General features: G+C 72.4%; 18 protein-coding genes. 15 read left to right on the top strand and 3 right to left on the bottom strand.

The window, feature by feature from the left end:
• The first annotated feature begins 32 nt into the window (after positions 1-32).
• Positions 33-1,211 carry an acyl-CoA dehydrogenase family protein gene (locus tag ABD329_RS22790; protein ID WP_344316826.1) on the top strand — a complete coding sequence of 393 codons (1,179 nt, stop codon included), beginning with the start codon at positions 33-35 and terminating at the stop codon, positions 1,209-1,211.
• A gap of 88 nt (positions 1,212-1,299) precedes the next feature.
• Here the strand turns inward: ABD329_RS22790 and ABD329_RS22795 are convergent, their stop codons facing one another.
• Positions 1,300-3,693: an ATP-binding cassette domain-containing protein gene (locus tag ABD329_RS22795; protein WP_198281468.1), complete on the bottom strand. Its 2,394-nt coding sequence runs from the start codon at positions 3,691-3,693 to the stop codon at positions 1,300-1,302.
• 197 nt (positions 3,694-3,890) lie between these two features.
• On the opposite strand from ABD329_RS22795, the gene ABD329_RS22800 reads away from it, so the two are divergent.
• The 8 genes from ABD329_RS22800 (at position 3,891) to ABD329_RS22835 (ending at position 13,491) form a co-directional block, all read left to right on the top strand.
• On the top strand, positions 3,891-4,319 hold the full coding sequence (locus ABD329_RS22800) for a helix-turn-helix transcriptional regulator (RefSeq protein ID WP_198281469.1): 429 nt from the start codon (positions 3,891-3,893) through the stop codon (positions 4,317-4,319).
• A 10-nt stretch (positions 4,320-4,329) separates the two neighbouring features.
• Entirely contained in the window at positions 4,330-4,746 is a 417-nt protein-coding gene (locus ABD329_RS22805; RefSeq protein ID WP_198281470.1) for a VOC family protein, read from the top strand.
• A gap of 195 nt (positions 4,747-4,941) precedes the next feature.
• Complete coding sequence (locus tag ABD329_RS22810) at positions 4,942-5,892, top strand: oxygenase MpaB family protein (protein ID WP_198279050.1); 951 nt, start codon at positions 4,942-4,944, stop codon at positions 5,890-5,892.
• Between the two features lie 22 nt (positions 5,893-5,914).
• Complete coding sequence (locus ABD329_RS22815) at positions 5,915-8,173, top strand: serine/threonine-protein kinase (protein ID WP_198279049.1); 2,259 nt, start codon at positions 5,915-5,917, stop codon at positions 8,171-8,173.
• 85 nt (positions 8,174-8,258) lie between these two features.
• Complete coding sequence (locus ABD329_RS22820) at positions 8,259-9,815, top strand: phytoene desaturase family protein (protein ID WP_198279048.1); 1,557 nt, start codon at positions 8,259-8,261, stop codon at positions 9,813-9,815.
• Between the two features lie 138 nt (positions 9,816-9,953).
• Positions 9,954-11,057, top strand: coding sequence for an NAD(P)H-dependent flavin oxidoreductase (locus ABD329_RS22825; RefSeq protein WP_037958637.1), 1,104 nt, complete (start codon positions 9,954-9,956; stop codon positions 11,055-11,057).
• Between the two features lie 76 nt (positions 11,058-11,133).
• The gene (locus tag ABD329_RS22830; protein ID WP_198279047.1) at positions 11,134-12,705 is read left to right on the top strand and encodes an acyl-CoA synthetase; all 1,572 of its coding nucleotides are present in this window, start codon (positions 11,134-11,136) and stop codon (positions 12,703-12,705) included.
• Between the two features lie 180 nt (positions 12,706-12,885).
• The gene (locus ABD329_RS22835) at positions 12,886-13,491 is read left to right on the top strand and encodes a chorismate mutase (RefSeq protein ID WP_198279046.1); all 606 of its coding nucleotides are present in this window, start codon (positions 12,886-12,888) and stop codon (positions 13,489-13,491) included.
• Between the two features lie 8 nt (positions 13,492-13,499).
• Here the strand turns inward: ABD329_RS22835 and ABD329_RS22840 are convergent, their stop codons facing one another.
• Positions 13,500-14,060 carry a GNAT family N-acetyltransferase gene (locus tag ABD329_RS22840; protein ID WP_425574369.1) on the bottom strand — a complete coding sequence of 187 codons (561 nt, stop codon included), beginning with the start codon at positions 14,058-14,060 and terminating at the stop codon, positions 13,500-13,502.
• Positions 14,061-14,069: 9 nt separating this feature from the next.
• Positions 14,070-15,692, bottom strand: a complete 1,623-nt coding sequence (locus tag ABD329_RS22845; protein WP_198279044.1) for an acyl-CoA synthetase — start codon at positions 15,690-15,692, stop codon at positions 14,070-14,072.
• A gap of 175 nt (positions 15,693-15,867) precedes the next feature.
• On the opposite strand from ABD329_RS22845, the gene ABD329_RS22850 reads away from it, so the two are divergent.
• From ABD329_RS22850 to ABD329_RS22875, 6 genes are all read left to right on the top strand, one after another.
• Entirely contained in the window at positions 15,868-16,674 is an 807-nt protein-coding gene (locus ABD329_RS22850; RefSeq protein ID WP_020873526.1) for a crotonase/enoyl-CoA hydratase family protein, read from the top strand.
• A 60-nt stretch (positions 16,675-16,734) separates the two neighbouring features.
• A complete protein-coding gene (locus tag ABD329_RS22855; protein WP_344316827.1) occupies positions 16,735-17,694 on the top strand; it encodes a Zn-ribbon domain-containing OB-fold protein in 960 nt (319 codons plus the stop codon).
• Positions 17,695-18,798, top strand: coding sequence for a thiolase domain-containing protein (locus ABD329_RS22860; RefSeq protein WP_198276627.1), 1,104 nt, complete (start codon positions 17,695-17,697; stop codon positions 18,796-18,798).
• Entirely contained in the window at positions 18,795-19,961 is a 1,167-nt protein-coding gene (locus ABD329_RS22865) for a thiolase domain-containing protein (protein WP_198276628.1), read from the top strand. The genes ABD329_RS22860 and ABD329_RS22865 overlap by 4 nt, the downstream gene beginning before the upstream one ends.
• A gap of 93 nt (positions 19,962-20,054) precedes the next feature.
• A complete protein-coding gene (locus tag ABD329_RS22870; RefSeq protein WP_198276629.1) occupies positions 20,055-20,300 on the top strand; it encodes a DUF397 domain-containing protein in 246 nt (81 codons plus the stop codon).
• A 342-nt stretch (positions 20,301-20,642) separates the two neighbouring features.
• Entirely contained in the window at positions 20,643-22,475 is a 1,833-nt protein-coding gene (locus ABD329_RS22875; protein WP_198276630.1) for an AMP-dependent synthetase/ligase, read from the top strand.
• Position 22,476: the final 1 nt, after the last annotated feature.

Here is a 22,476-nt window from a genome sequence, read left to right on the forward strand (position 1 = left end):
GTCATGGCGCACGCGAGACTCCAGGAGGGGCCGTGGACCTCGAATACACCCCTGATCAGCGGCGGTTGCGCGATGAACTGCGCGCGTACTTCGCCGAACTGGTCCCCGATGACGCCTACGCACGCTACGCCGACTCCAGCGGGCAGAAGCGGTTCTACCGCGAGACCATCCGCCGGCTCGGCACCGACGGCTGGCTGGGGGTGGGCTGGCCCGAGGAGTACGGCGGGCGGGGGCTCGGCCCGGTCGAGCAGTTCATCTTCTTCGACGAGGCGGCCCAGGCCGGGGTGCCGCTGCCGCTGATGGCCCTCAACACCGTCGGGCCCACCATCATGCGGTTCGGCACCGAGGAGCAGAAGGCGTACTTCCTGCCCAAGGTCCTCTCCGGCGAGATCGACTTCGCGATCGGCTACAGCGAGCCCGACGCCGGTACCGACCTCGCCTCGCTCAAGACCCGGGCGGAGCGCGACGGCGACGACTACATCGTCAACGGCCAGAAGACCTGGACCACCAACGGCGACACCGCCGACTGGGTCTGGCTCGCGGTCCGCACCGACCCCGACGCCAAACCCCACAAGGGCATCAGCATCCTGCTGGTCCCGACCGACGACCCCGGCTACTCCGCCACCCTCATCAAGACCCTCGCCTCGCACGACACCACCGCCAGCTACTACGAGAACATCCGTGTCCCGGCCACCCGCCGCGTCGGCGCCGAGAACGAGGGCTGGCGCATGATCACCACCCAGCTCAACTACGAGCGGGTCACCCTCGCCGCCCACGGCACCATGGCCATCCGCGCCCTGCGCGGCGTCCGCCAGTGGGCCGCCGACACCAAGCTCCCCGACGGCCGCCGGGTGATCGACCTGGGCTGGGTGCGCGGCCGGCTGGCCCGCACCCACGCCCGGCTGGACGCCATGAAGCTGCTCAACTGGCAGATGGTGGAGGCCCTCGAGCGGGAGGCCCTCACCCCGCAGGATGCCTCCGCCGTCAAGGTGTACGGCTCCGAGGCGCGCCGCGACGCCTACGCCTGGCTGATGGAGATCGTCGGCGCCGCCGGCCCGCTCAAGGAGGGCTCGGCGGGCGAGGTCCTCCACGGCGAGCTGGAGCGCGGCTACCGCAGCAGCGTCGTCTTCACCTTCGGCGGCGGCAACAACGAGGTCCAGCGGGAGATCATCTCCTGGATCGGGCTGGGGATGCCACGGGTGCGCCGCTGAGCCGCCGCCCGGCGGCGCTTTCCCGCGAGGGGCCCGGCGCCGGGCCCGGTGCCGGTGCCGGTGCAGGTGCAGGTGGAGACTGCCCCGGTCAGCCGCCGACGTACGCCGCGAGGTGCTCACCGGTGAGGGTGGACCGGGCGGCCACGAGGTCGGCCGGGGTGCCCTCGAAGACGACCCGGCCACCGTCGTGACCGGCGCCGGGGCCGAGGTCGACGATCCAGTCGGCGTGCGCCATGACGGCCTGGTGGTGCTCGATGACGATGACCGACTTGCCGGAGTCCACGAGCCGGTCCAGCAGCCCGAGCAGCTGCTCGACATCGGCGAGGTGCAGCCCGGTGGTCGGCTCGTCGAGGACGTAGATCCCGCCCTTGTCGGCCATGTGGACCGCCAGCTTGAGCCGCTGCCGCTCGCCACCGGACAGCGTGGTGAGCGGCTGGCCGAGGGTGAGGTAGCCGAGGCCGACGTCCGTCATCCGCTGAAGGATCTTGTGGGCCGCGGGGGTGCGCGCCTCGCCGCTGCCGAAGAACTCCTCGGCCTCGGTCACCGGCATCGCCAGCACCTCGCTGATGTCCCGGCCGCCCAGGTGGTACTCCAGCACCGAGGCGCTGAACCGCTTGCCCTCGCAGTCCTCGCAGGGGGTGGCCACACTCTGCATGATCGCGAGGTCGGTGTAGATGACACCGGCGCCGTTGCAGGTGGGGCAGGCGCCCTCGGAGTTGGCGCTGAACAGCGCCGGCTTGACGCCGTTGGCCTTCGCGAACGCCTTGCGGATCGGGTCCAGCAGCCCGGTGTACGTGGCCGGGTTGCTCCGGCGCGAGCCCCTGATCGGGGTCTGGTCCACCGAGACCACGCCCTCCGGGGCCGGGATGGAACCGTGGACGAGCGAGCTCTTGCCGGAGCCCGCGACGCCGGTGACGACGCAGAGCACCCCGAGCGGGATGTCGACGTCGACGTCCCGCAGGTTGTTGGCGTCGGCGCCGCGGATCTCCAGTTGCCCGGTGGCCTTGCGGACCGTCTCCTTGAGCGTGGCCCGGTCGTCGAGATGGCGGCCGGTGACGCCGTCGCTCGCCCGCAGCCCCTCGACGGTGCCCTCGAAGCACACGGTGCCGCCCGCCGTACCGGCGCCGGGGCCGAGGTCCACGACATGGTCGGCGATGGCGATCGTCTCCGGCTTGTGCTCCACCACGAGCACCGTGTTGCCCTTGTCCCGCAGCCGCAGCAGCAGGTTGTTCATCCGCTGGATGTCGTGCGGGTGCAGACCGATGGTGGGCTCGTCGAAGACGTAGGTGACATCGGTGAGTGAGGAGCCGAGGTGCCGGATCATCTTGGTGCGCTGGGCCTCGCCGCCGGAGAGCGTGCCCGAGGCCCGGTCGAGTGAGAGATAGCCGAGGCCGATCTCCACGAACGAGTCCAGGGTGTGCTGGAGCTTGGTGAGCAGCGGTGCCACCGACGGCTCCTCGAGCCCGCGGACCCAGCCGGCCAGGTCGCGGATCTCCATCGCGCACGCGTCGGCGATGTTGACCTTGCCGATCCTGGAGGAGCGGGCCTGTTCGCTGAGCCGGGTGCCGTCGCACTCGGGGCACTCGGCGAAGGTGACCGCCCGGTCCACGAAGGCCCGGATGTGCGGCTGCATCGACTCCCGGTCCTTGGACAGGAAGGTCTTCTGGAGCTTCGGGATCAGACCCTCGTAGGTGAGGTTGACCCCGTTGACCTTGACCTTGGTCGGCTCGCGGTAGAGGAAGTCGTGCCGCTCCCTCTTGGTGTACTCGCGGATCGGCTTGGCCTTGTCGAAGAAGCCCGACTCGGAGATGACCCGCACCACCCAGCCGTCCCCGGTGTAGGTGGGGATGGTGAACGGGTCCTCGGAGAGCGACTTGGAGTCGTCGTACAGCTGGGTGAGGTCGATGTCGGAGACCGCGCCCCGGCCCTCGCAGTGGGTGCACATGCCGCCGGTGCGGTTGAAGCTCACCTTCTCGGTCTTCGTCTTCTCGGTCCCGCGGTCGACCGTGAAGCCACCGGTCGCCGAGACCGAGGCCACGTTGAAGGAGTACGCGGCGGGCGGGCCGATGTGCGGGGTGCCGAGCCGGCTGAAGAGGATGCGCAGCATCGCGTTGGCGTCGGTGGCGGTGCCCACGGTGGACCGGGGGTCGGAGCCCATCCGCTGCTGATCGACGGTGATGGCCGTGGTCAGCCCGTCGAGCACATCGACCTCGGGGCGCGCCAGGTTCGGCATGAAGCCCTGGAGGAAGGCGCTGTAGGTCTCGTTGATCAGCCGCTGCGACTCGGCGGCGATGGTGTCGAACACCAGCGAGCTCTTGCCCGAGCCCGAGACGCCGGTGAAGACCGTCAGCCGTCTCTTCGGGATCTCGATGCTCACGTCCTTGAGATTGTTCTCGCGCGCGCCGTGCACCCGGATCAGATCGTGGCTGTCGGCGGCGTGGGGCTCAGGCGACCGCGTGTCCTTGTCCGTGGCCCTGCTCATGGTGTCTCCATCTGTCTCGGGCGGGCGCCGCCTACCGCGGCCCCCGCCGGTGTCGCCCGAATCGACCTGACCGGCTTCGAACAATACGTCCGATTCCCAGATCATGGCTTGACGCTAGCCGCACCCCCGTGACCGGGGCTTCTTCATTCCTGACCGGTTCCCCTCTTGACCGTTTCCCGCTGTGGGAAACTGGGCCGGTGAAACGGCAGGATCTCGATGACCTCGTCCGGCTGCGGCGGGCCCGCGACCGGATGGACCGCGACTACGCCGAGCCGCTCGACGTCCCGGCGCTGGCGCGGGGCGCCCTGATGTCACCGGGCCACTTCTCCCGCAGCTTCCGGGCCGCCTTCGGCGAGACCCCGTACAGCTATCTGATGACCCGCCGCATCGAGCGGGCCAAGGCGCTGCTGCGGCGCGGCGACCTCACGGTGACCGAGGTCTGCGTCGCGGTGGGCTGTACCTCGCTGGGGTCGTTCAGCTCGCGCTTCACACAGCTGGTCGGCGAGAGCCCGAGCAGCTACCGGGCCCGCGGCCATGACGACGGCGCCGTCATCCCGGCGTGCATGGCCAAGATCCACACGCGACCGGTCAGGAACGGAGAAGCGAACCCCGCCGCGCGGCCGTAGCGTGAGCGGCATGGACATCACCCTTTCCACATGCTTCATCGCCGTCGACGACCACGACAAGGCGATCGCCTTCTACCGCGATGTGCTCGGCCTCGAAGTGCGCAATGACGTCGGGTTCGAGGGGATGCGCTGGGTGACGGTCGGGTCGCCCGCGCAGCCGGACGTGAGCATCGTCCTGGAGCCGCCGCTCGCCGACCCGAACGCCTCGGCGGCCGACAGACAGACCATGGCGGAGCTGTTGGCCAAGGGCCTGCTGCGCGGTGTCCTCTTCGCGACGGACGACTGCGACGCCACCTTCGAGCGCATCAGCGCCGCGGGCGGCGAGGTGCTCCAGGAGCCCATGGACCAGCCCTACGGCGTCCGCGACTGCGCCTTCCGCGACCCCGCGGGCAATCTGCTGCGCTTCACCCAGCCGCTCAAGAAGTGAGCCCCGGGCGGCCCCGCCCCGGTGACGGTTGACGCCTGGGGCTTGTCCGGCGCATCTTGACGCCTGCGGCGGGCCGACCCCCTCCCCGCCCCTTCCCGAAACTGGGGCTCCGCCCCAGACCCCGGGGTCCAGAGGCCAAGCTCCTGTGTGGTCCGCCGGACACTCCGTAGGCTTGGCCGTCGGGAGGTGGTGGCCATGGCGGCGGCCATACGGCGGGACGGACCGGACGGCGACCCGGGGCTCTACGGCCCCCGGTCGGTCACCTGGCAGATGCACGGCGACCCGGTCATGTGGATCGCGGGGGTGCGCGCCCTGTACCTCCAGGCGCTGCATCCGCTCGCGGTGCGCGGCGTCACCCAGAACTCCGACTTCCGCAAGGACGCCTGGGGACGGTTGCTGCGCACCGCGCGGTTCGTCGCCACCATCACCTACGGCACCACCGAGGAGGCCGAGCGGGCGGGCGCCAAGGTCCGGGGCATTCACCGCAGGCTCTCCCTGACCGACCCGGTCACCGGGGTCCGGCACGGTGTCGACGAGCCCGAGCTGCTGCTGTGGGTGCACTGCGCCGAGATCGACTCCTACCTCCAGGTGATGCGGCGCTCCGGCTATCCGCTCACCGACGCCCAGGCGGACGCCTATGTCGCCGAGAACGTGGTGTCCGCCCGGCTGGTCGGCCTCGACCCCGCCGACGTACCGGCCGATACGGCGGCGCTCGCCGCGTACTTCGCGACGGTGCGCCCCGAACTCGCCGCCACCCCGGAGGCCCGCGAGGTGGACGCCTTTCTGCGGCGGCCCCCGGTCCATGCCCTGCTCGTCCCGGCGCGCGAGGTGATCTGGGGGCGCTTCGCCTCGCTCGCCTACGGGACCCTGCCCCCGTACGCCCACGCGCTGTACGGGCGCCCCGCGCCCCCGCCACGGGTGGTCACCCGCAGGCTGCGCGCGATGGGCAGGGCGCTGCGCTGCATCCCGCCCACCGCCCGCTGGCAGCTGCCGCCGAAGCACATCATGCGGGCGGTCGAACGGCTCGGCCCGGGCAGCCGCCCCTCGCCCTACAAACTGCGCAGAAACGCGGCCATACTGGACAGCGGGGATGCGGCGGGGGCACGGCCGTTGGCGGCCGGCCTCCACGGGGGCGGCGGGAGCTGACTTCCGCCAAGGCAGGGGGAGCATGGCGGACATCAAGCTGATCCAGGGCCGGTACCGGCTGCTGGACCGGATCGGGCGCGGGGGAATGGGCGAGGTGTGGCGGGCGCGGGACGAGTCGCTCGGCCGCCGCGTCGCCGTCAAATGCCTCAAACCGCTGGGGTCGCGGCACGACCCCTCGTTCACCGGTGTGGTGCGCGAGCGCTTCCGCCGGGAGGCGCGGGTGGCCGCGGCGCTACAGCACCGCGGGGTCACGGTGGTGCATGACTTCGGCGAGCACGAGGGCGGACTCTACCTGGTCATGGAGCTGCTGGAGGGCCGTGACCTCGGCCGGCTGCTGCGCGACAATGCGCGCCGGCCGCTGCCGGTCCCCGAGGTGCTGGACATCGCCGAGCAGGTGGCCGAGGCCCTCGCGTACACCCATGACCAGGGGGTGGTGCACCGCGATCTGAAGCCGGCCAACATCATGCGGCTCACCGACGGCACCGTGAAGCTCTGCGACTTCGGCATCGCCCGCCTCGGCGACGACGTCGGCTTCACCTCCCGGCTCACCGGCACCGGCGTCGCGATGGGCACTCCGCACTACATGTCGCCCGAGCAGATCGCGGGCGACCCGGTGGACCACCGCAGCGATCTGTACTCGCTGGGCTGTGTGCTCTACGAACTGGCCACGGGGGCGCCGCCGTTCGCCCTCGACGACGCCTGGGCGATCCTCGTCGGCCACCGCCACACCGCGCCCGCCCCGCCGCGCCGCCACCGGCCCGAGCTCCCCGAGCCGTTCGAGCGCGCCGTCCTCGCACTGCTGGCCAAGGCCCCGGAGGACCGCCCGCGCGACGCCGCCGAGTTCGCCCGGCGGATCGCCCCGGGGCGGGCATCCCGGCGGCCGCTGCCGTTCCCCGAGCGGCGCGGCGCGCTCCCGGCCGCGGGGCCGCCTGCTCCGCGCCTTCTCACCGCCGGGCCGTCGGCTCCCCGCCTCCCGGCCTGGGCCCGCCGTATGACCACCGGGTCCAAGGCGCACACCGGCGGGGTGGGACTGCTGTCGGCGACCCCGCCCGACGCGTCCGCCGCGCTCACCGGCGCCTGGACCGGGGGCCGTGGCACGGCTGAGCCCGACCCGCCCGGGGAGCGGGCCCGGCTCGCCGAGCGGCACCGCGCCGGGCTGGACCTGGGGCGGACGGGCCGCTGGGCGGAGGCCGTGGAAACCCACCGCGCGGTGGCCGCCCAGCGCGAGCGCGTACTGGGCGCCGACCACCCCGACACCCTCGCCAGCCGCTACGAGATCGCCTTCGCCCTCGGGGCCCTGGGCCGCCCGGGGGACGCGCTGCGCGAGTACGAGCGGGTCGCGGCGGGCCGCCGGTGCGTCCTGGGCCCGGACCATCCCGACACCCTCGCCGCCCGCCAGGAGACCGCGTTCACCCTGGGTCGCCTCGGCCGCTTCACCGAGGCCCACGACGCCTACACCGCCGTGCTCGCCGCCCGCGAGCGGACCATGGGCGCCGACCACCCCGACACCCTGCGCTGCCGCCACAACCTCGCCTTCAACCTGGGCTGTCTGGGGCGCCGGGCGGATGCGTACCGGATGGCGGAGCGGGTGGCCGCGGCCCGCGCCCGGGTGCTGGGCCCCGACCACCCCGACACGCTGGTCACCCGTTACGAGGTGGCGTGCGCCCTCGGGCGCCTGGACCGCTGGGGCGAGGCACTGGGCATCTTCCGCGAGGTGGCCGCCGCCCGCGCCCGCACCCTCGGCCCCCACCACCCGGACACCCTCGCGGCCCGCTATGAGATCGGCGCCGGTCTGGGGCGGCTGGGCCGGGGCGAGGAGGCCCTCGCGGTCTACCGCGCCCTGGTCGAGGACCGCACCCGCGCCCAGGGCCCCGCCGATCCGGAGACCCTGCGCGCCCGGCACGGCCTCGGCGTCGGCCTGGGGCGGCTGGGCCGCTGGGAGGAGGCGCTCGCCGAGGCGCGGGAGGTCTGCGCCCTGCGCGAGCGCGCCCTGGGCCCGGACCACCCCGACACCCTGGTCAGCCGTCGCGAGGTGGCCGTCGCCCTGGGCTGGCTCGGCCGCTGGTCCGACGCGCTGGCCGACTACCGCCGGGTGACCCGCGCCCGCGTACGCGTCCTCGGTGCCGACCATCCCGACACCCTGGTCAGCCGCGGCGACGAGGCGCACTGCCTGGAGCGGCTGGGCCGCCGCGAAGAGACGGCCGAAACGGCTGAAACCGCCGACACGGCTGAAACTGCCGAAACGGACGAAACCGCGGTGCGGCGGGCGCGGCAGACGTGACCTCCGGCGGCGGAGGCGCCCCCGGCGGCCGAGGTGACCCCTTGGCGGCCTGGCCCCGCCGATCACCGCGTGCTAACCAGAGGGCATGTCTCACAGCGATGCGTACGACGTCGTCATCGTCGGCGGTGGTCACAACGGTCTGGTCGCCGCCGCGTACCTCGCCCGCGCCGGGCGGAGCGTGCTGGTGCTCGAGCGCCTCGGCCACACCGGTGGCGCGGCCGTGTCCACACGGCCCTATCCCGGGATGGACGCACGGCTGTCCCGCTACTCCTACCTGGTGAGCCTGTTGCCGCGGCAGATCGTCGACGACCTCGGACTGCGCTTCGCGGTGCGCAAGCGCGCGGTGTCCTCGTACACGCCCGACGTCCGGGGCGGGCGCCCCACCGGGCTGCTGGTGGACACCGCCGCCACGGGCCGGACGCGCGCCGCGTTCGAGCGGCTGACCGGGTCGGACCGGGAGTACGCGTCCTGGGAGCGGTTCTACGGCATGACCCAGCGCGTCGCCGAGCGGGTCTTCCCCACGCTGACCGAACCGCTGCCCACCCGGGAGGAGCTGCGGGCGCGGATCGGGGACGACGCGGCGTGGCAGGCGCTGTTCGAGCGGCCGCTGGGGGAGGCGATCGAGGCCGCGTTCGACGACGACCTCGTCCGGGGCGTGGTCCTCACCGACGCGCTCATCGGCACCTTCGCCCGGGCCCACGACCCGTCGCTGCGTCAGAACCGTTGCTTCCTGTACCACGTGATCGGCGGCGGCACCGGCGACTGGGACGTCCCCGTCGGCGGCATGGGCGCGCTCACCGACGCGCTCGCCGACGCCGCCCGCACGGCGGGGGCGCGCATCGCGACCGGACGCGAGGTCACGTCGATCGCCACCGACGGCACCTCGGCCGAGGTGCGGTACGAGGGCGAGGCGGGGGAGTCCACCGCGGCCGCCCGGTATGTGCTCGTCGGGGCGGCGCCGCGTGAACTGGCCCGGCTGCTGGGCGAGGAGTCGCCCGCGCCGCCCGCCGAAGGGGCGCAGCTCAAGGTGAACATGCTGCTGCGCAGGCTGCCCGCGCTGCGCGACCGCGAGGTGGACCCGCGCGAGGCGTTCTCCGGCACGTTCCACATCGCCGAGGGCTACGGCGCGCTGGAGGAGGCGTACCGGCAGGCGGCCGCGGGGGAGCTGCCGCACCGGCCGCCGTCGGAGATCTACTGCCACTCGCTGACCGATCCGTCGATCCTCGGCCCGGAGCTCGCCCGCGAGGGCTATCAGACCCTGACCCTGTTCGGACTGCACACCCCCGCCCGGCTGTTCACCGAGGACAACGACGCGGCGCGCGCCGCGCTGCTGCGCGCCACCCTCGCGGAGCTGGACGCCCATCTCGCCGAGCCGATCGCCGACTGTCTGGCGGAGGACGCCGACGGGCGGCCGTGCGTCGAGGCCAAGACCCCGCTGGACCTGGACGCCGATCTGCGGCTGCCCGGCGGCAACATCTTCCATCGGGACCTGGCCTTCCCGTACGCCCAGGAGGGCACCGGCCGCTGGGGCGTGGAGACGCGCCACGCCAATGTGCTGCTCTGTGGCGCGGGCGCGGTGCGCGGCGGCGGGGTGAGCGGAATCCCCGGGCACAACGCGGCCATGGCGGTGCTGGAGAGGTGACCCTCGGGGCTCCCGGGAGCCCTCGGGAGCCCGCGGGGCCCCTCCACACGGCCCGGTGCGTGGTTTTCTCGCATCGAATCTGACGTAGCGTCAGAAAAACTCTTCCCTCGTCCGGCGCCCTGCGGCATCCTGCCGCTCATGCAGACGGAGCTGAGCACAAGGCTGGGTGTCGAGCACGCCGTCTTCGGTTTCACGCCGTTCCCCGCCGTGGCCGCGGCGATCAGCCGGGCCGGTGGCTTCGGTGTGCTCGGCGCGGTCCGCTACGGCGCGGGCGAGGAGCTGGCCCGCGACCTCGACTGGATGGAGGCGCACACCGACGGCAGACCGTACGGCCTGGACGTCGTGATGCCCGCGAAGAAGGTGGAGGGGGTCACCGAGGCCGACATCGAGGCGATGATCCCCGAAGGTCACCGCGCCTTCGTCCGGGAGACCCTCGCCAAGCACGGCGTCCCCGAGCTCGCCGAGGGCGAGGCGTCCGGCTGGCGGATCACCGGCTGGCTCGAGCAGGTGGCCCGCAGCCAGCTCGACGTGGCCTTCGACTATCCCGTGAAACTCCTGGCCAACGCCCTGGGCTCGCCCCCGGCCGATGTCGTGGCCCGCGCCCATGACCACGGCATTCTCGTGGCCGCCCTCGCGGGCAGCGCCCGCCACGCCCTCCACCACAAGGAGGCCGGGCTGGATGTCATCGTCGCCCAGGGCTATGAGGCGGGCGGCCACACCGGCGAGATCGCCTCCATGGTGCTCACCCCCGAAGTGGTGCGGGCCGTGGACCCGCTGCCGGTGCTCGCCGCGGGCGGCATCGGCAGCGGCGAGCAGATCGCCGCCGGGCTGGCGCTGGGCGCCCAGGGCGTGTGGATCGGCTCCCTCTGGCTCACCACCGAGGAGGCCGAACTCCATTCGGCCGCCCTCATCCGCAAGCTGCTGGCGGCCGGATCCGGGGACACCGTGCGCTCCCGCGCCCTCACCGGCAAACCCGCCCGCCAGCTGCGCACCGAGTGGACCGACGCCTGGGAGGACCCGGACGGTCCGGGCCCGCTGCCCATGCCGCTCCAGGGGCTGCTGGTGGCCGAGGCCGTCTCGCGCATCCAGAAGTACGAGGTGGAACCGCTGCTCGGCACGCCGGTCGGCCAGATCGTCGGCCGGATGGACTCCGTCCGCCCGGTGCAAGCGGTCTTCGACGATCTGACCCGCGGCTTCGAGCGCGCCATCGACCGCGTCAACCGCATCGCCGGACGCGCCTGACGCGCGCCCCGCACACCACTGCCCACCCCTGTTCGACATTCCCTGACCCCGCCGTCAGAAGGAGGACCGGACCGCCATGTCCCCTACACCCAACGGCTTCTGGGCCCAGGCCGCGCTCGAGCCCGACCGCACCGTGCTCATCGCCCCGGACGGCGAGGAGTGGACCGCCGGGCGGCTGCACAGCGCGTGCAACCGGCTCGTCGCCGGGCTGCGCGCCGCCGGGCTGCGCCGCGGCGACGCCCTGGCGGTCGTCCTGCCCAACGGGGTGGAGTTCTTCGTCGCCGCGCTCGCCGCCACCCAGGCCGGGCTCTATCTGGTGCCGGTCAACCACCATCTGGTCGGCCCCGAGATCGCCTGGATCGTCTCCGACTCCGGTGCCAAGGTGCTGATCGCCCATGAGCGCTACGGCGGGCAGGCGGCCGCGGCCGCGGACGAGGCGGGGCTGCCCGCGACCCACCGCTACGCCGTCGGCGCCATCGACGGCTTCCGCCCGTACGCCGAACTCCTCGAGGGGCAGCCGGAGGAGCCGCCCGCCGACCGCGAGCTGGGCTGGGTGATGAACTACACCTCCGGCACCACGGGCCGGCCGCGCGGCATCCGCCGTGCGCTGACCGGAAAGCTCCCCGAGGAGAGCCACCTCGGCGGCTTCCTGCGGTTCTTCGGCATCACCCCGCGCGACGAGGAGCCCGACCACGTCCATCTGGTGTGCTCACCGCTCTACCACACCGCCGTCCTACAGTTCGCGAGCTCCTCGCTGCACATCGGCCATCCCCTGGTGCTCATGGACAAGTGGACGCCGCAGGAGATGCTGCGCCTGATCGACACCTACCGCTGTACGCACACCCATATGGTGCCGACCCAGTTCCACCGGCTGCTCGCCCTCCCCGACGAGGTCAAGCGGTCTTACGACGTCTCGTCGATGCGCCACGCCATCCACGGCGCCGCGCCCTGCCCCGACCACGTCAAGCGCGGGATGATCGACTGGTGGGGCGGCTGCGTCGAGGAGTACTACGCGGCCAGCGAGGGTGGCGGCGCCTTCGCCACCGCCGAGGACTGGCTGAAGAAGCCGGGGACCGTCGGCCGCCCCTGGCCGATCAGCGAGATCGCCATCTTCGACGACGAGGGCACCCGGCTCGCCGCCGGTGAACTCGGCACCGTCTACATGAAGATGAGCACCGGGGGCTTCGCCTACCACAAGGACAAGTCCAAGACCGAGAAGAACCGCATCGGCGACTTCTTCACCGTCGGCGACCTCGGCCTCCTGGACGAGGACGGCTATCTCTACCTCCGCGACCGCAAGATCGACCTGATCATCTCCGGCGGGGTCAACATCTACCCCGCCGAGATCGAGGCCGCGCTGCTCACCCATCCGGCCGTGGCCGACGCCGCCGCCTTCGGGATCCCCCACGAGGACTGGGGCGAGCAGGTCATCGCGGTCGTGGAGCCCGCCGAGGGACATGCGCCGGGGCCCGGTCTGGCCGAGGAGATCCTCGCCCACTGCACCACCCGGCTCGCGGGCTACAAATGCCCCAAGTCGGTGGAGTTCATCGCCGAGATGCCACGCGACCCCAACGGCAAGCTCTACAAGCGGCGGCTGCGCGAGCCGTACTGGGAGGGAGCGGCCGACGCCGGTCAGACCCCACGCTGAGGGCGGGGATGGCCGCCACGGCCCGCCCGATCCGGCCATCTCGCTCAGGGGGCCGGTTCCGCTTCCCGCGGGACCGGCCCCGTGGCGTGCTCGCGGTGTGGCGCCCTATCGTTCCAGACCCCGCCACCCGGCCGCCTGGACGATGGCGCGGGCCGCCCGTACCGCCGAGAGAGGAACCCCATGCGACCGCATCCGTCCCCGCGTCATGCGCTGATCGCCGTGCTGGCCGCCACCGTGCTGGCCACCGGGGCCACCGCCGCCGTCGCCGCACCGGCCGGCCCGGCCCGGGTCCAGCACGGCACCCTCCGGCCGCTGGTCGACCTGTCCGCGCAGCGGGTGCTGGTGGCCGACGAGGTCGCCGCCGCGAAGTGGGGCACCGACAGCCCGATCGACGACCCGGCGCGGGAGCGGGAGGTCCTGGAGGCGGTGGCGCGGCAGGCCGAGGAGCTGGGTGCCGACCCGGTGGCCACATCGCGGATCTTCCGTGACCAGATCGAGGCCAGCAAGGTCGTCCAGCGCGGCCTGTACAGCCGCTGGGACGCCGACCCCGCACAGGCGCCCACCGAACGCCCCGACCTCGGCCGGGTCCGGCTGGAGATCAACCGGATCAACGGCGAACTCGTGCGCGCCATCGCGGACTCGGCGGCCGTACGCGAGTCCCCCTCCTGCGTGGGGCACCTCGCGGCCGGGGCCGCCGCCGTGGTCCACGGGCGCCATCTGGACCCGCTGCACACCGTGGCACTGGGCCGCTCGCTGCCCTCGGTGTGCGGGCGCGGAGCGCCGTAAGACGGCGGTCAGGGCACGGGGCGGTCGTTGAGGACGCGCTGGAAGAGCAGATGGTCCCGCCAGGCGCCGGCGATGTGCAGATAGTCCGGCGCCATGCCGATCCGGGTGAATCCGCAGCCCAGCAGGACCCGTTGGGACGGGACGTTCTCCACCAGCGTGCTGGCCTCGATCCGGTGCAGCCCCAGCCGCTCATCGGCCGTCCGGCAGACGGACCGGACGGCCCGGGTGGCCAGCCCGCGGCCGACGTGCCCGGCGTCGACCCAGTAGCTGAGATGGGCGTTGCGCCAGGGCCCGAGGACGATGTGCGACAGGGCGACCGTGCCCAGGATCCGCTCGCCGTCGGTCAGCACCAAGGGCACCAGTCGGCCGGACTCCCACTGCTCCAGCTGGTCCCGCAGCCGGGCGGCCTGGCCGCCGGCGGTGAAGAAGCTCTCGTCCCGCGGCGGGCTGGTGGGGCGCAGATGCTCGAGGTTGCGCGTGAACGCGTCCGCGAGCGCCTCGGCGTCGTCCGCGGCGGCGATCCGCATCGTGATCCCGTCGGCCAGGGTCATAGGAGGAGGAACGATCACCCGGTCAGCCTACGGGGTGTCCGGCTGGTCCGCTCCCTCCGCCACCGCCCGCGCCCAGCGGTAGTCCGCCTTGCCGCTGGGGGAGCGCTGGATGCGGTCGGTGAAGACGACCGTACGGGGGATCTTGTAGCCCGCGAGCCGCTCCCGGCAGTGGTCGCGGACCGCGTCGGCGGTGAGCCCGGTGGCCTCCGTACGGGGCTGGACGACGGCCGCGACCCGATGGCCCCAGCGGGTGTCCGGAACGCCCGCCACGAGCGCGTCGTACACCTCCGGATGGGCCTTCAGGGCCTGCTCGACCTCCTCCGGATAGACCTTCTCGCCCCCGGTGTTGATGCACTGGGAACCGCGCCCGAGTACGGTGATCACACCGTTCTCGTCGACGGTCGCCATGTCGCCGAGCAGCACCCAGCGCGCCCCGTCCGCCTCGAAGAAGGTCTCGGCGGACTTCTCCGGGTCGTTGTAATAGCCGAGCGGCACATGGCCGCGCTGGGCGATCCGGCCGGGTTCACCGGGCGCCACCGGGGCGAGGGTCGCCGGGTCCACCACGGTCGTACGGGCGTTGACGCGCAGCCGGAAGCCCTTCTCGGGGCCGGAGTCGGCGGTGGCCGTGCCGTTGAACCCGGACTCCGAGGAGCCGAAGTTGTTCAGCAGCAGGGTGTGCGGGGAGAGCTCGGCGAACTGCGCGCGTACGGTCTCCGAGAGGATCGCGCCCGAGCTGCTGACGCTGAGCAGCGAGGAGAGGTCGGTGCCCTTGAGGGGGCCGGTCAGGGCGTCCACCAGGGGCCGCAGCATCGCGTCGCCGACCAGCGAGACCGAGGTGACCTTCTCCTTCTCGATGGTCCTCAGCACCGCCTCCGGCAGGAACTTCCGGTGCAGCACCACCTTCTGGCCGAAGTTGAAGCCGATGAAGGCCGTAAGGGTGGAGGTTCCGTGCATCAGCGGCGGGGTGGGGAAGAAGACCAGCCCCTCGCCGCCCGCGGCCACCCGCTCGGCCAGCTCCTCCGGGCGCTCGACGGGCTGGCCGGTCGGGGCGCCGCCGCCGAGGCCGGAGAAGAAGAGGTCCTCCTGCCGCCAGACCACGCCCTTGGGCATGCCGGTGGTGCCGCCGGTGTAGATGATGAAGCGGTCGTCGGCGGACCGGGCCGGGAAGTCGCGCTCGGGCGACCCGGACGCCTCGGCGTCGGTGAACGCCACGGATGGGCCGGGGCCGCCGCCGAGGCCGACCCGCACCAGATGGCGCAGGGTGCCGGTGTGGGGCAGCGCGGCGGCCACCCGCTCGCCGAACTCGGCGTCGTAGACCAGCGCGGCCAGCTCCGCGTCGCGGTAGAGATAGACCAACTCGTCTTCCACATAACGGTAGTTGACGTTCACCGGTACCGCCCGGATCTTCAGGCAGGCCAGCGCGGTCTGGAGGTACTCCACGCCGTTGCACAGATGCAGTCCGACATGCTCGCCCGGGGTGATACCGCTGTCCATCAGATGGTGGCCGAGCCGGTTGGCGGCCGCGTCCAGCTGGGCGTAGCTGAGCCGCCGTTCGGCCCCGGTGCCGGGGTGGTCGAGGTACACCAGCGCCTCTCTGCCTGGCACGGTGTCGACGATCGACTCGAACAGGTCGGCAAGGTTGTACTCCACGACTCCTCCTGACCCCTCGATACCCCTCGATCCGGCGGCTCGGCGCTCATTAGAGCCGCGCCGGGATGAGGTGGGAAGGGCTGCGGAACAAGAAATCTGACTGAGCATCAGATTTCTCTTGAAGTCGGTCCCCGGCTGCTGCAACCTGTTCTAGGTCTTGAGACGGGAGGACGTCGTGACAAGCGGGACCGAACACCTCATCGTCGAGCGCGTCGGCGCGACCCTGGTGCTCACCTTGAACCGGCCCGAGGCCAGGAACGCGCTCTCGCTGCCGATGCTGGTCGGGCTGTACGACGGCTGGACCGAGGCCGACGAGGACGACGCCGTGCGCTCCGTGGTGCTCACCGGCGCCGGCGGGGCCTTCTGCGCGGGAATGGACCTCAAGGCGCTCGCGGGCGGCGGCCGGATGGACGGACAGCACGTCCGCGACCGCCTGGCGGCCGACCCCGATCTGCACTGGAAGGCGATGCTCCGCCACCATCGGCCGCGCAAGCCGGTGATCGCCGCCGTGGAGGGCCCCTGTGTCGCGGGCGGCACCGAGATCCTCCAGGGCACCGACATCCGTATCGCGGGCCGCGGCGCCACCTTCGGGCTCTTCGAGGTCCGGCGCGGTCTCTTCCCCATCGGCGGCTCCACCGTACGGCTGGCCCGCCAACTGCCCCGCACCCACGCCCTGGAGATGCTGCTCACCGGGCGCCCCTACCCGGCCGAGGAGGCGGCGCGGATCGGCCTGATCGGCCATGTCGTCCCGGACGGCACGGCGCTGGAGAAGGCCCTGGAGCTCGCCGAGCTGATCAACGCCAACGGCCCGCTGGCCGTCGAGGCGGTCAAGGCATCGGTCTACGAGACCGCCGAGATGACCGAGACCGACGGCCTGAAGTCCGAACTCGAGCGCGGCTGGCCCATCTTCGACACCGCCGACGCCAAGGAGGGCTCGAAGGCCTTCGCGGAGAAACGGCCGCCGGTCTACCGCCGGGCGTGACCCCCACACCTCAGGCCCGCCGCGCCCACCCCGCGGCCGCGCGGAAGGAGACCCACCCCCATGACCCCGGCCCCCTCACCCGAGGTGCTCCAGGCGCCTCTGGTCGTCGAGTTCCCGTTCACCCGCTCCCTCGGCCCGGTGCAGAGCGCCTTCCTCACCGGACTGCGCGAACACACCGTGCTCGGTGTGCGCACCACCGACGGCCGGGTGCTGGTGCCGCCCGTCGAATACGACCCGGTCACCGCCGACGAGCTGGCCGACCTGGTCGAGGTCGCCCCCACCGGCACCGTCACCACCTGGGCCTGGAACCCCGCGCCGCGCCGCGGCCAGCCCCTGCGCACCCCCTTCGCCTGGGTGCTGGTGCGGCTGGACGGCGCGGACACCGCCCTCCTCCACGCCCTCGACGCACCCGGCCCCGACGCCGTGCGCACCGGGATGCGGGTGCGGATCCGCTGGGCCGCGGAGCGCGAGGGCGCCATCACCGACATCGCCTGTTTCGAACCGTACGACGGCGCCGGGGGCGGCGAAGCCGTGCCGCACGGGGGTACGTTCACCGACCCCGTCAGCGGCATCGTGGCCCCCGCCCGCCTCGACTACAGCTACGCGCCCGGCCGCGCCCAGTCGCGCTATCTGAGGGCCCTCGCCGACCACACCACCTACGGGGAGCGCTGCCCGTCCTGCCGCAAGGTGTACGTCCCGCCCCGGGGCGCCTGCCCCACCTGCGGTGTCGCCACCGAGGAGCAGGTGGAGGTCGGCCCGCGCGGCACGGTCACCACCTTCTGCATCGTCAACATCAAGGCCCGCAACCTCGATATCGAGGTGCCGTACGTCTACGCCCACATCGCCCTGGACGGCGCCGATCTGGCCCTCCACGCGCGCATCGGAGGCATCCCCTACGACGAGGTGCGCATGGGGCTGCGCGTGGAGCCCGTGTGGAGCGAGGACGGCCGCTACCCCGACCACTACCGCCCCAGCGGCGAACCCGACGCCGACTACGACACCTACAAGGAGCTGTTGTAGATGCGAGAGGTGGCCATCGTCGCCTTCGGTCAGAGCGACCACCGGCGCGACACCGCGGAGATCTCCGAGGTCGAGATGTTGATGCCCGTCCTCCACCAGGTGCTCGACGCCGTCGGACTCCGGGCGGGCGAGATCGACTTCACCTGCTCCGGCTCCTGCGACTACCTGGCGGGCCGCGCCTTCTCCTTCACCATGGCCCTCGACGGCGTCGGCGCCTGGCCGCCCATCTCGGAGTCCCATGTGGAGATGGACGGCGCCTGGGCGCTGTACGAGGCGTGGACGAGACTGCTGACGGGCGAGGCGGAGACCGCGCTGGTCTACTCGTACGGCAAGTCCTCGCCCGGGGATCTGCGGGAGGTCCTCACCCGCCAGCTCGACCCGTACTACGTGGCGCCCCTGTGGCCGGACTCGGTCTCCCTCGCCGCCCTCCAGGCCCAGGCGCTGCTCGACGCGGAAGCCACCCGGGACACGGGAGACACGGGAGACACGGGGGGCATCGTCGCGGACGAGCGGGCGCTGGCCGGGGTCGCGGCGCGCAGCCGGACCGCGGCCGAGGACAACCCCCACGCCCAGCTGGCCGGTTCGGCCCCGCCCGAGGCCCTCCTGGACGAGCCGTACCTGGTGCGGCCGCTGCGCCGCCACGACTGCCCGCCGGTCGGCGACGGCGCGGCCGCCGTCGTGCTCGCCGCCGGGGACACCGCGCGCCGGATCTGCCGCCGCCCCGCCTGGATCCGCGGCATGGACCACCGGACGGAGGCGCACGGCCTCGGCGTACGGGACCTCACCCGCTCCCCGTCCAGCCGGCTCGCCGCCGAGCGCGCGGGCGCCTTCGAGGCCCCCGTCGACCTGGCCGAGCTGCATGCGCCGTTCACCTCGCAGGAGCTGATCCTCCGCCGTGAGCTGCGGCTGGGGGAGGACGTACGCGTCAATCCGTCCGGCGGGGCGCTGGCCGCCAACCCCATGATGGCCGCCGGGCTGATCCGCCTCGGCGAGGCCGCCGCCGCCATCCACCGCGGCGCCGCCGACCGGGCCCTCGCCCACGCCACCTCGGGCCCTTGTCTCCAGCAGAACCTGGTGGCCGTCCTGGAAGGGGATGCCTCATGACGAAGGAGCCGGTGGCCGTCGTCGGGATCGGCCAGACCAAGCACACCGCCGCACGCCGCGACGTCTCCATCGCCGGGCTGGTCCGGGAGGCCGCCGTACGGGCCCTGGAGGACGCCCAGCTGACCTGGTCGGACATCGACGCCGTCGTCATCGGCAAGGCCCCCGACTTCTTCGAGGGCGTGATGATGCCCGAGCTGTACCTCGCCGACGCGCTCGGCGCGGTCGGCAAGCCGATGCTGCGCGTGCACACCGCGGGCTCGGTCGGCGGCTCCACCGCGCTGGTGGCCGCGGGCCTGGTCGCCGCCCGTGTCCACCGGACCGTCCTCACCCTCGCCTTCGAGAAGCAGTCGGAGTCGAACGCCATGTGGGGGCTGTCCCTGCCCATCCCCTTCCAGCAGCCGCTGCTGGCCGGGGCGGGCGGCTTCTTCGCCCCGCACGTCCGGGCGTACATGCGGCGCACCGGCGCGCCCTCCGGCATCGGCGCCCTCGTGGCCTACAAGGACCGCCGCAACGCCCTGCGCAACCCCTACGCGCATCTCCACGAGCACGATCTGACGCTGGACCAGGTGCGGTCGTCCCCGATGCTGTGGGACCCCATCCGCTACTCCGAGACCTGCCCCTCCTCCGACGGCGCCTGCGCCATGGTGCTGACCGACCGCGCGGGCGCGGAGCGCGCCCCGTATCGGCCCGCCTGGATGCACGGCGGCGCCATGCGCAGTGAGCCGACGCTCTTCGCGGGGAAGGACTTCGTCTCGCCGAGGGCCGGCCGGGACTGCGCGGCCGATGTCTACCGCCAGGCCGGGATCACCGATCCGCGCCGGGAGATCGACGCGGTGGAGATGTATGTGCCCTTCAGCTGGTACGAACCCATGTGGCTGGAGAACCTGGGCTTCGCGGACGAGGGGGAGGGCTGGAAGCTCACCGAGTCGGGGGTGACCGAACTCGACGGCGAACTTCCGGTCAATCCCTCGGGCGGGGTGCTGTCCACCAACCCCATCGGGGCGTCCGGGATGCTGCGGTTCGCCGAGGCCGCGCTCCAGGTGCGCGGGCGGGCGGGCGAACACCAGGTCGACGGCGCCCGTAAGGCGCTCGGCCACGCCTATGGCGGAGGCTCGCAGTTCTTCTCGATGTGGGTGGTCGCGGACACGTCACCCATAGGTTGAGTCTCCTGCTCACTCCTCCTTTCGTGGCCTGTGCGGCACCGGCCACGATCGCTAGGGTGGGGCGCGGACGACGATCCGGGAGGATGAGCTGACGTGGCCGATACCACCACCACCGAACAGCCACTGACAGGAAGCGGCGAGAAGCCCGAACTCGACCTCTCGGGCGCCCGATGGCAGTCGAGCAGCCAGGGCGTGGGCGATGTGGAGATCGCCTTCATCGAGGGATTCATCGCGATGCGCCACGGCCGCCGTCCGGAGGGCCCGGCGCTGATCTTCACCCCGGCCGAGTGGCGCGCCTTCGTCCTGGGTGCCCGTGAGGGCGAGTTCGACCTCACCTGAACCGGGGAGGGTGATCGGGGCGGGCGGATCCGGCCGGACCGGATGGCCCGCCTCGTAGTGCGTTATCGGCCAGGATCAGAACGCGCGGCAGCCTGATGCCGCCTCATATCGTGGCGCCTGGCCCCCGGGTGAGTTTCTCAAAGGTTCATCGCGACTTCACGACCCCTTCACACCCCATGCCGAAAAGTGAGCGTGACTCACGGTAACACCGGCAGGTCGCGCCGGGTCTCCATGGGTGGGAACAGAATCGTCCACGCTCTATGCAGTCTCGGCCCCGGGAGGTAGTTTTCCCTCCCACCTCCCCGTTGTGCGGGGCGGAAAGTCGGCTGAAAAGGGGGTGTCGTGCGCGAATTCAGTCTCCCTCATATGGTGGAACCGCTGCGCGCGGGCGGGCTCGCGGACTCGGTGTACGAGCTGGCGGACCGCGAACCGGATAGGATCCAGTTCGCCCGGCGCGACCCCGCCGACCGAGATCAGTGGAGCCCGGTGACCGCCGCGGCCTTCCGGGACGAGGTCCTGGCGCTCGCGAAGGGCCTGCTGGTCGAGGGAGTGCGGTTCGGGGACCGGGTGGCCCTGATGGCCCGGACGCGCTATGAGTGGACGCTGTTCAGCTATGCCCTGTGGTCCGTCGGCGCCCAGGTGGTGACCGTCTACCCCACCTCATCGGCGGAGCAGGTGGGCTGGATCCTGGCCCAGACGCGCGCCGTTGCCGTGGTGGTGGAGGGCGAGGACGACGCCATGACGGTCGGCGCCGTCTGCGACACCCTTCCCGCGCTGCGCTCCATCTGGCAGATGGACCAGGGCTGCGTCACGGAGCTGTGGCGGCGCGGCGCCGCGGTCCACGAAGAACTGGTCACCGAGCGGCGCTGGCTCGTCGAACCGCGCTGTACGGCGGTCATCTGCTACACCTCGGGCACCACCGGACGGCCCCTGGGATGCATGATCACCCACGCCAATCTCGCCGCCGAGTGCGACACCCTGTTCGCCGGCTGGAGCGGGCTGTTCGCCGAGCCCGGGCAGAAACCCGCCATCCTGGCCTTCCTCCCGCTGGCGCACATCTACGGACTGATGGTCCAGGTGCTGTGTGTGCGGAGCGGCATCCTCATGGGGCACGAGCCCGAGCTCAGCCCGTCCTCGCTGCTGCCGTCCTTCCAGTCCTTCCACCCGACCTGCGTCTTCGCGGTGCCCTACATCTTCGAGCGGATCCTCGGAGCCGCCCGTACCGCCGCCCAGGACGCGGGCAAGGGCTCCCTCTTCGAGCGGGCCATGGACACGGCGGTGCGCTACGCCGAGGCGGTCGAGCGGCAGACACAGGGCGCGGGGAAGGGGCCGGGCCCCGGGCTCAGGGCCGCCCACGCCGTCTTCGACCACATGGTCTACCGACGGCTGAGAACCGTCCTGGGCGGCCGGGTGCGCTACGCGGTCACCGGCGGCTCACCGTTCAGCCGGGAGCTGGGGCTGATGTTCGCGGGCGCCGGGATCACGGTCTACAACGGCTACGGCCTTACCGAGACCACCGCCGCCGTCACCGCGCAGCCGCCGGGCCGCCCCCGGCACGGCACCGTGGGCCGCCCGATGCCGGGCACGGCGGTGCGCATCGCCCCGGACGGCGAGGTGTGGGTGCGCGGCGGCACCGTCTTCGCGGGCTATGTGGACGATCCGAGGGCCACCGGGGCCGCGCTGCGCGACGGCTGGCTGCACACCGGGGACGTCGGATTCCTCGACAGCGAGGGCTATCTGATCATCACCGGCCGTAAGAAGGACATCATCATCACCAGCGGCGGCAAGAGCGTCTCCCCGCTGCCGCTGGAGGAGCGGCTGCGGGCACATCCGCTGATCTCGCAGTGCGTCCTGGTGGGCGACAACCGCCCCTTCGTCGGGGCGCTGATCACCCTGGACGCCGAGATGCTGAGGCGCTGGCACCAGGTGGTCGGCGCGCGGCTCCCGGTCGGCCGGGAGCACGCGTCGGCGAACAAGGCGCTGCACGCGGAGATCCAGCAGGCGGTCTCCACGGCGAACCTCTCGGTGTCCAGGGCGGAGTCGATCAGGGCCTTCCGGATCCTCCCGAAGGAATTCACCGTTGCGGACGGGCTGTTGACGCCCACGCTCAAACTGCGGCGCGACGCGGTCTACAAGCTCTGCGCCGCGCAGATCGAGCAGCTCTACGCGAACTGAC

The organism is Streptomyces javensis (assembly GCF_039525925.1).
Taxonomy (GTDB): Bacteria; Actinomycetota; Actinomycetes; order Streptomycetales; family Streptomycetaceae; genus Streptomyces; species Streptomyces asiaticus.

What these genes read in the sequence shown, in the direction of transcription:
- ABD329_RS22865 (WP_198276628.1), top strand. Translation starts at nt 18,795, where the DNA reads ATGACGAAGGAGCCGGTGGCCGTCGTCGGGATCGGCCAGACCAAGCAC.
- ABD329_RS22815 (WP_198279049.1), top strand. Translation starts at nt 5,915, where the DNA reads ATGGCGGACATCAAGCTGATCCAGGGCCGGTACCGGCTGCTGGACCGG.
- ABD329_RS22810 (WP_198279050.1), top strand. Translation starts at nt 4,942, where the DNA reads ATGGCGGCGGCCATACGGCGGGACGGACCGGACGGCGACCCGGGGCTC.
- ABD329_RS22820 (WP_198279048.1), top strand. Translation starts at nt 8,259, where the DNA reads ATGTCTCACAGCGATGCGTACGACGTCGTCATCGTCGGCGGTGGTCAC.
- ABD329_RS22835 (WP_198279046.1), top strand. Translation starts at nt 12,886, where the DNA reads ATGCGACCGCATCCGTCCCCGCGTCATGCGCTGATCGCCGTGCTGGCC.
- ABD329_RS22795 (WP_198281468.1), bottom strand. Translation starts at nt 3,693, where the DNA reads ATGAGCAGGGCCACGGACAAGGACACGCGGTCGCCTGAGCCCCACGCC.
- ABD329_RS22805 (WP_198281470.1), top strand. Translation starts at nt 4,330, where the DNA reads ATGGACATCACCCTTTCCACATGCTTCATCGCCGTCGACGACCACGAC.
- ABD329_RS22855 (WP_344316827.1), top strand. Translation starts at nt 16,735, where the DNA reads ATGACCCCGGCCCCCTCACCCGAGGTGCTCCAGGCGCCTCTGGTCGTC.
- ABD329_RS22860 (WP_198276627.1), top strand. Translation starts at nt 17,695, where the DNA reads ATGCGAGAGGTGGCCATCGTCGCCTTCGGTCAGAGCGACCACCGGCGC.
- ABD329_RS22830 (WP_198279047.1), top strand. Translation starts at nt 11,134, where the DNA reads ATGTCCCCTACACCCAACGGCTTCTGGGCCCAGGCCGCGCTCGAGCCC.
- ABD329_RS22825 (WP_037958637.1), top strand. Translation starts at nt 9,954, where the DNA reads ATGCAGACGGAGCTGAGCACAAGGCTGGGTGTCGAGCACGCCGTCTTC.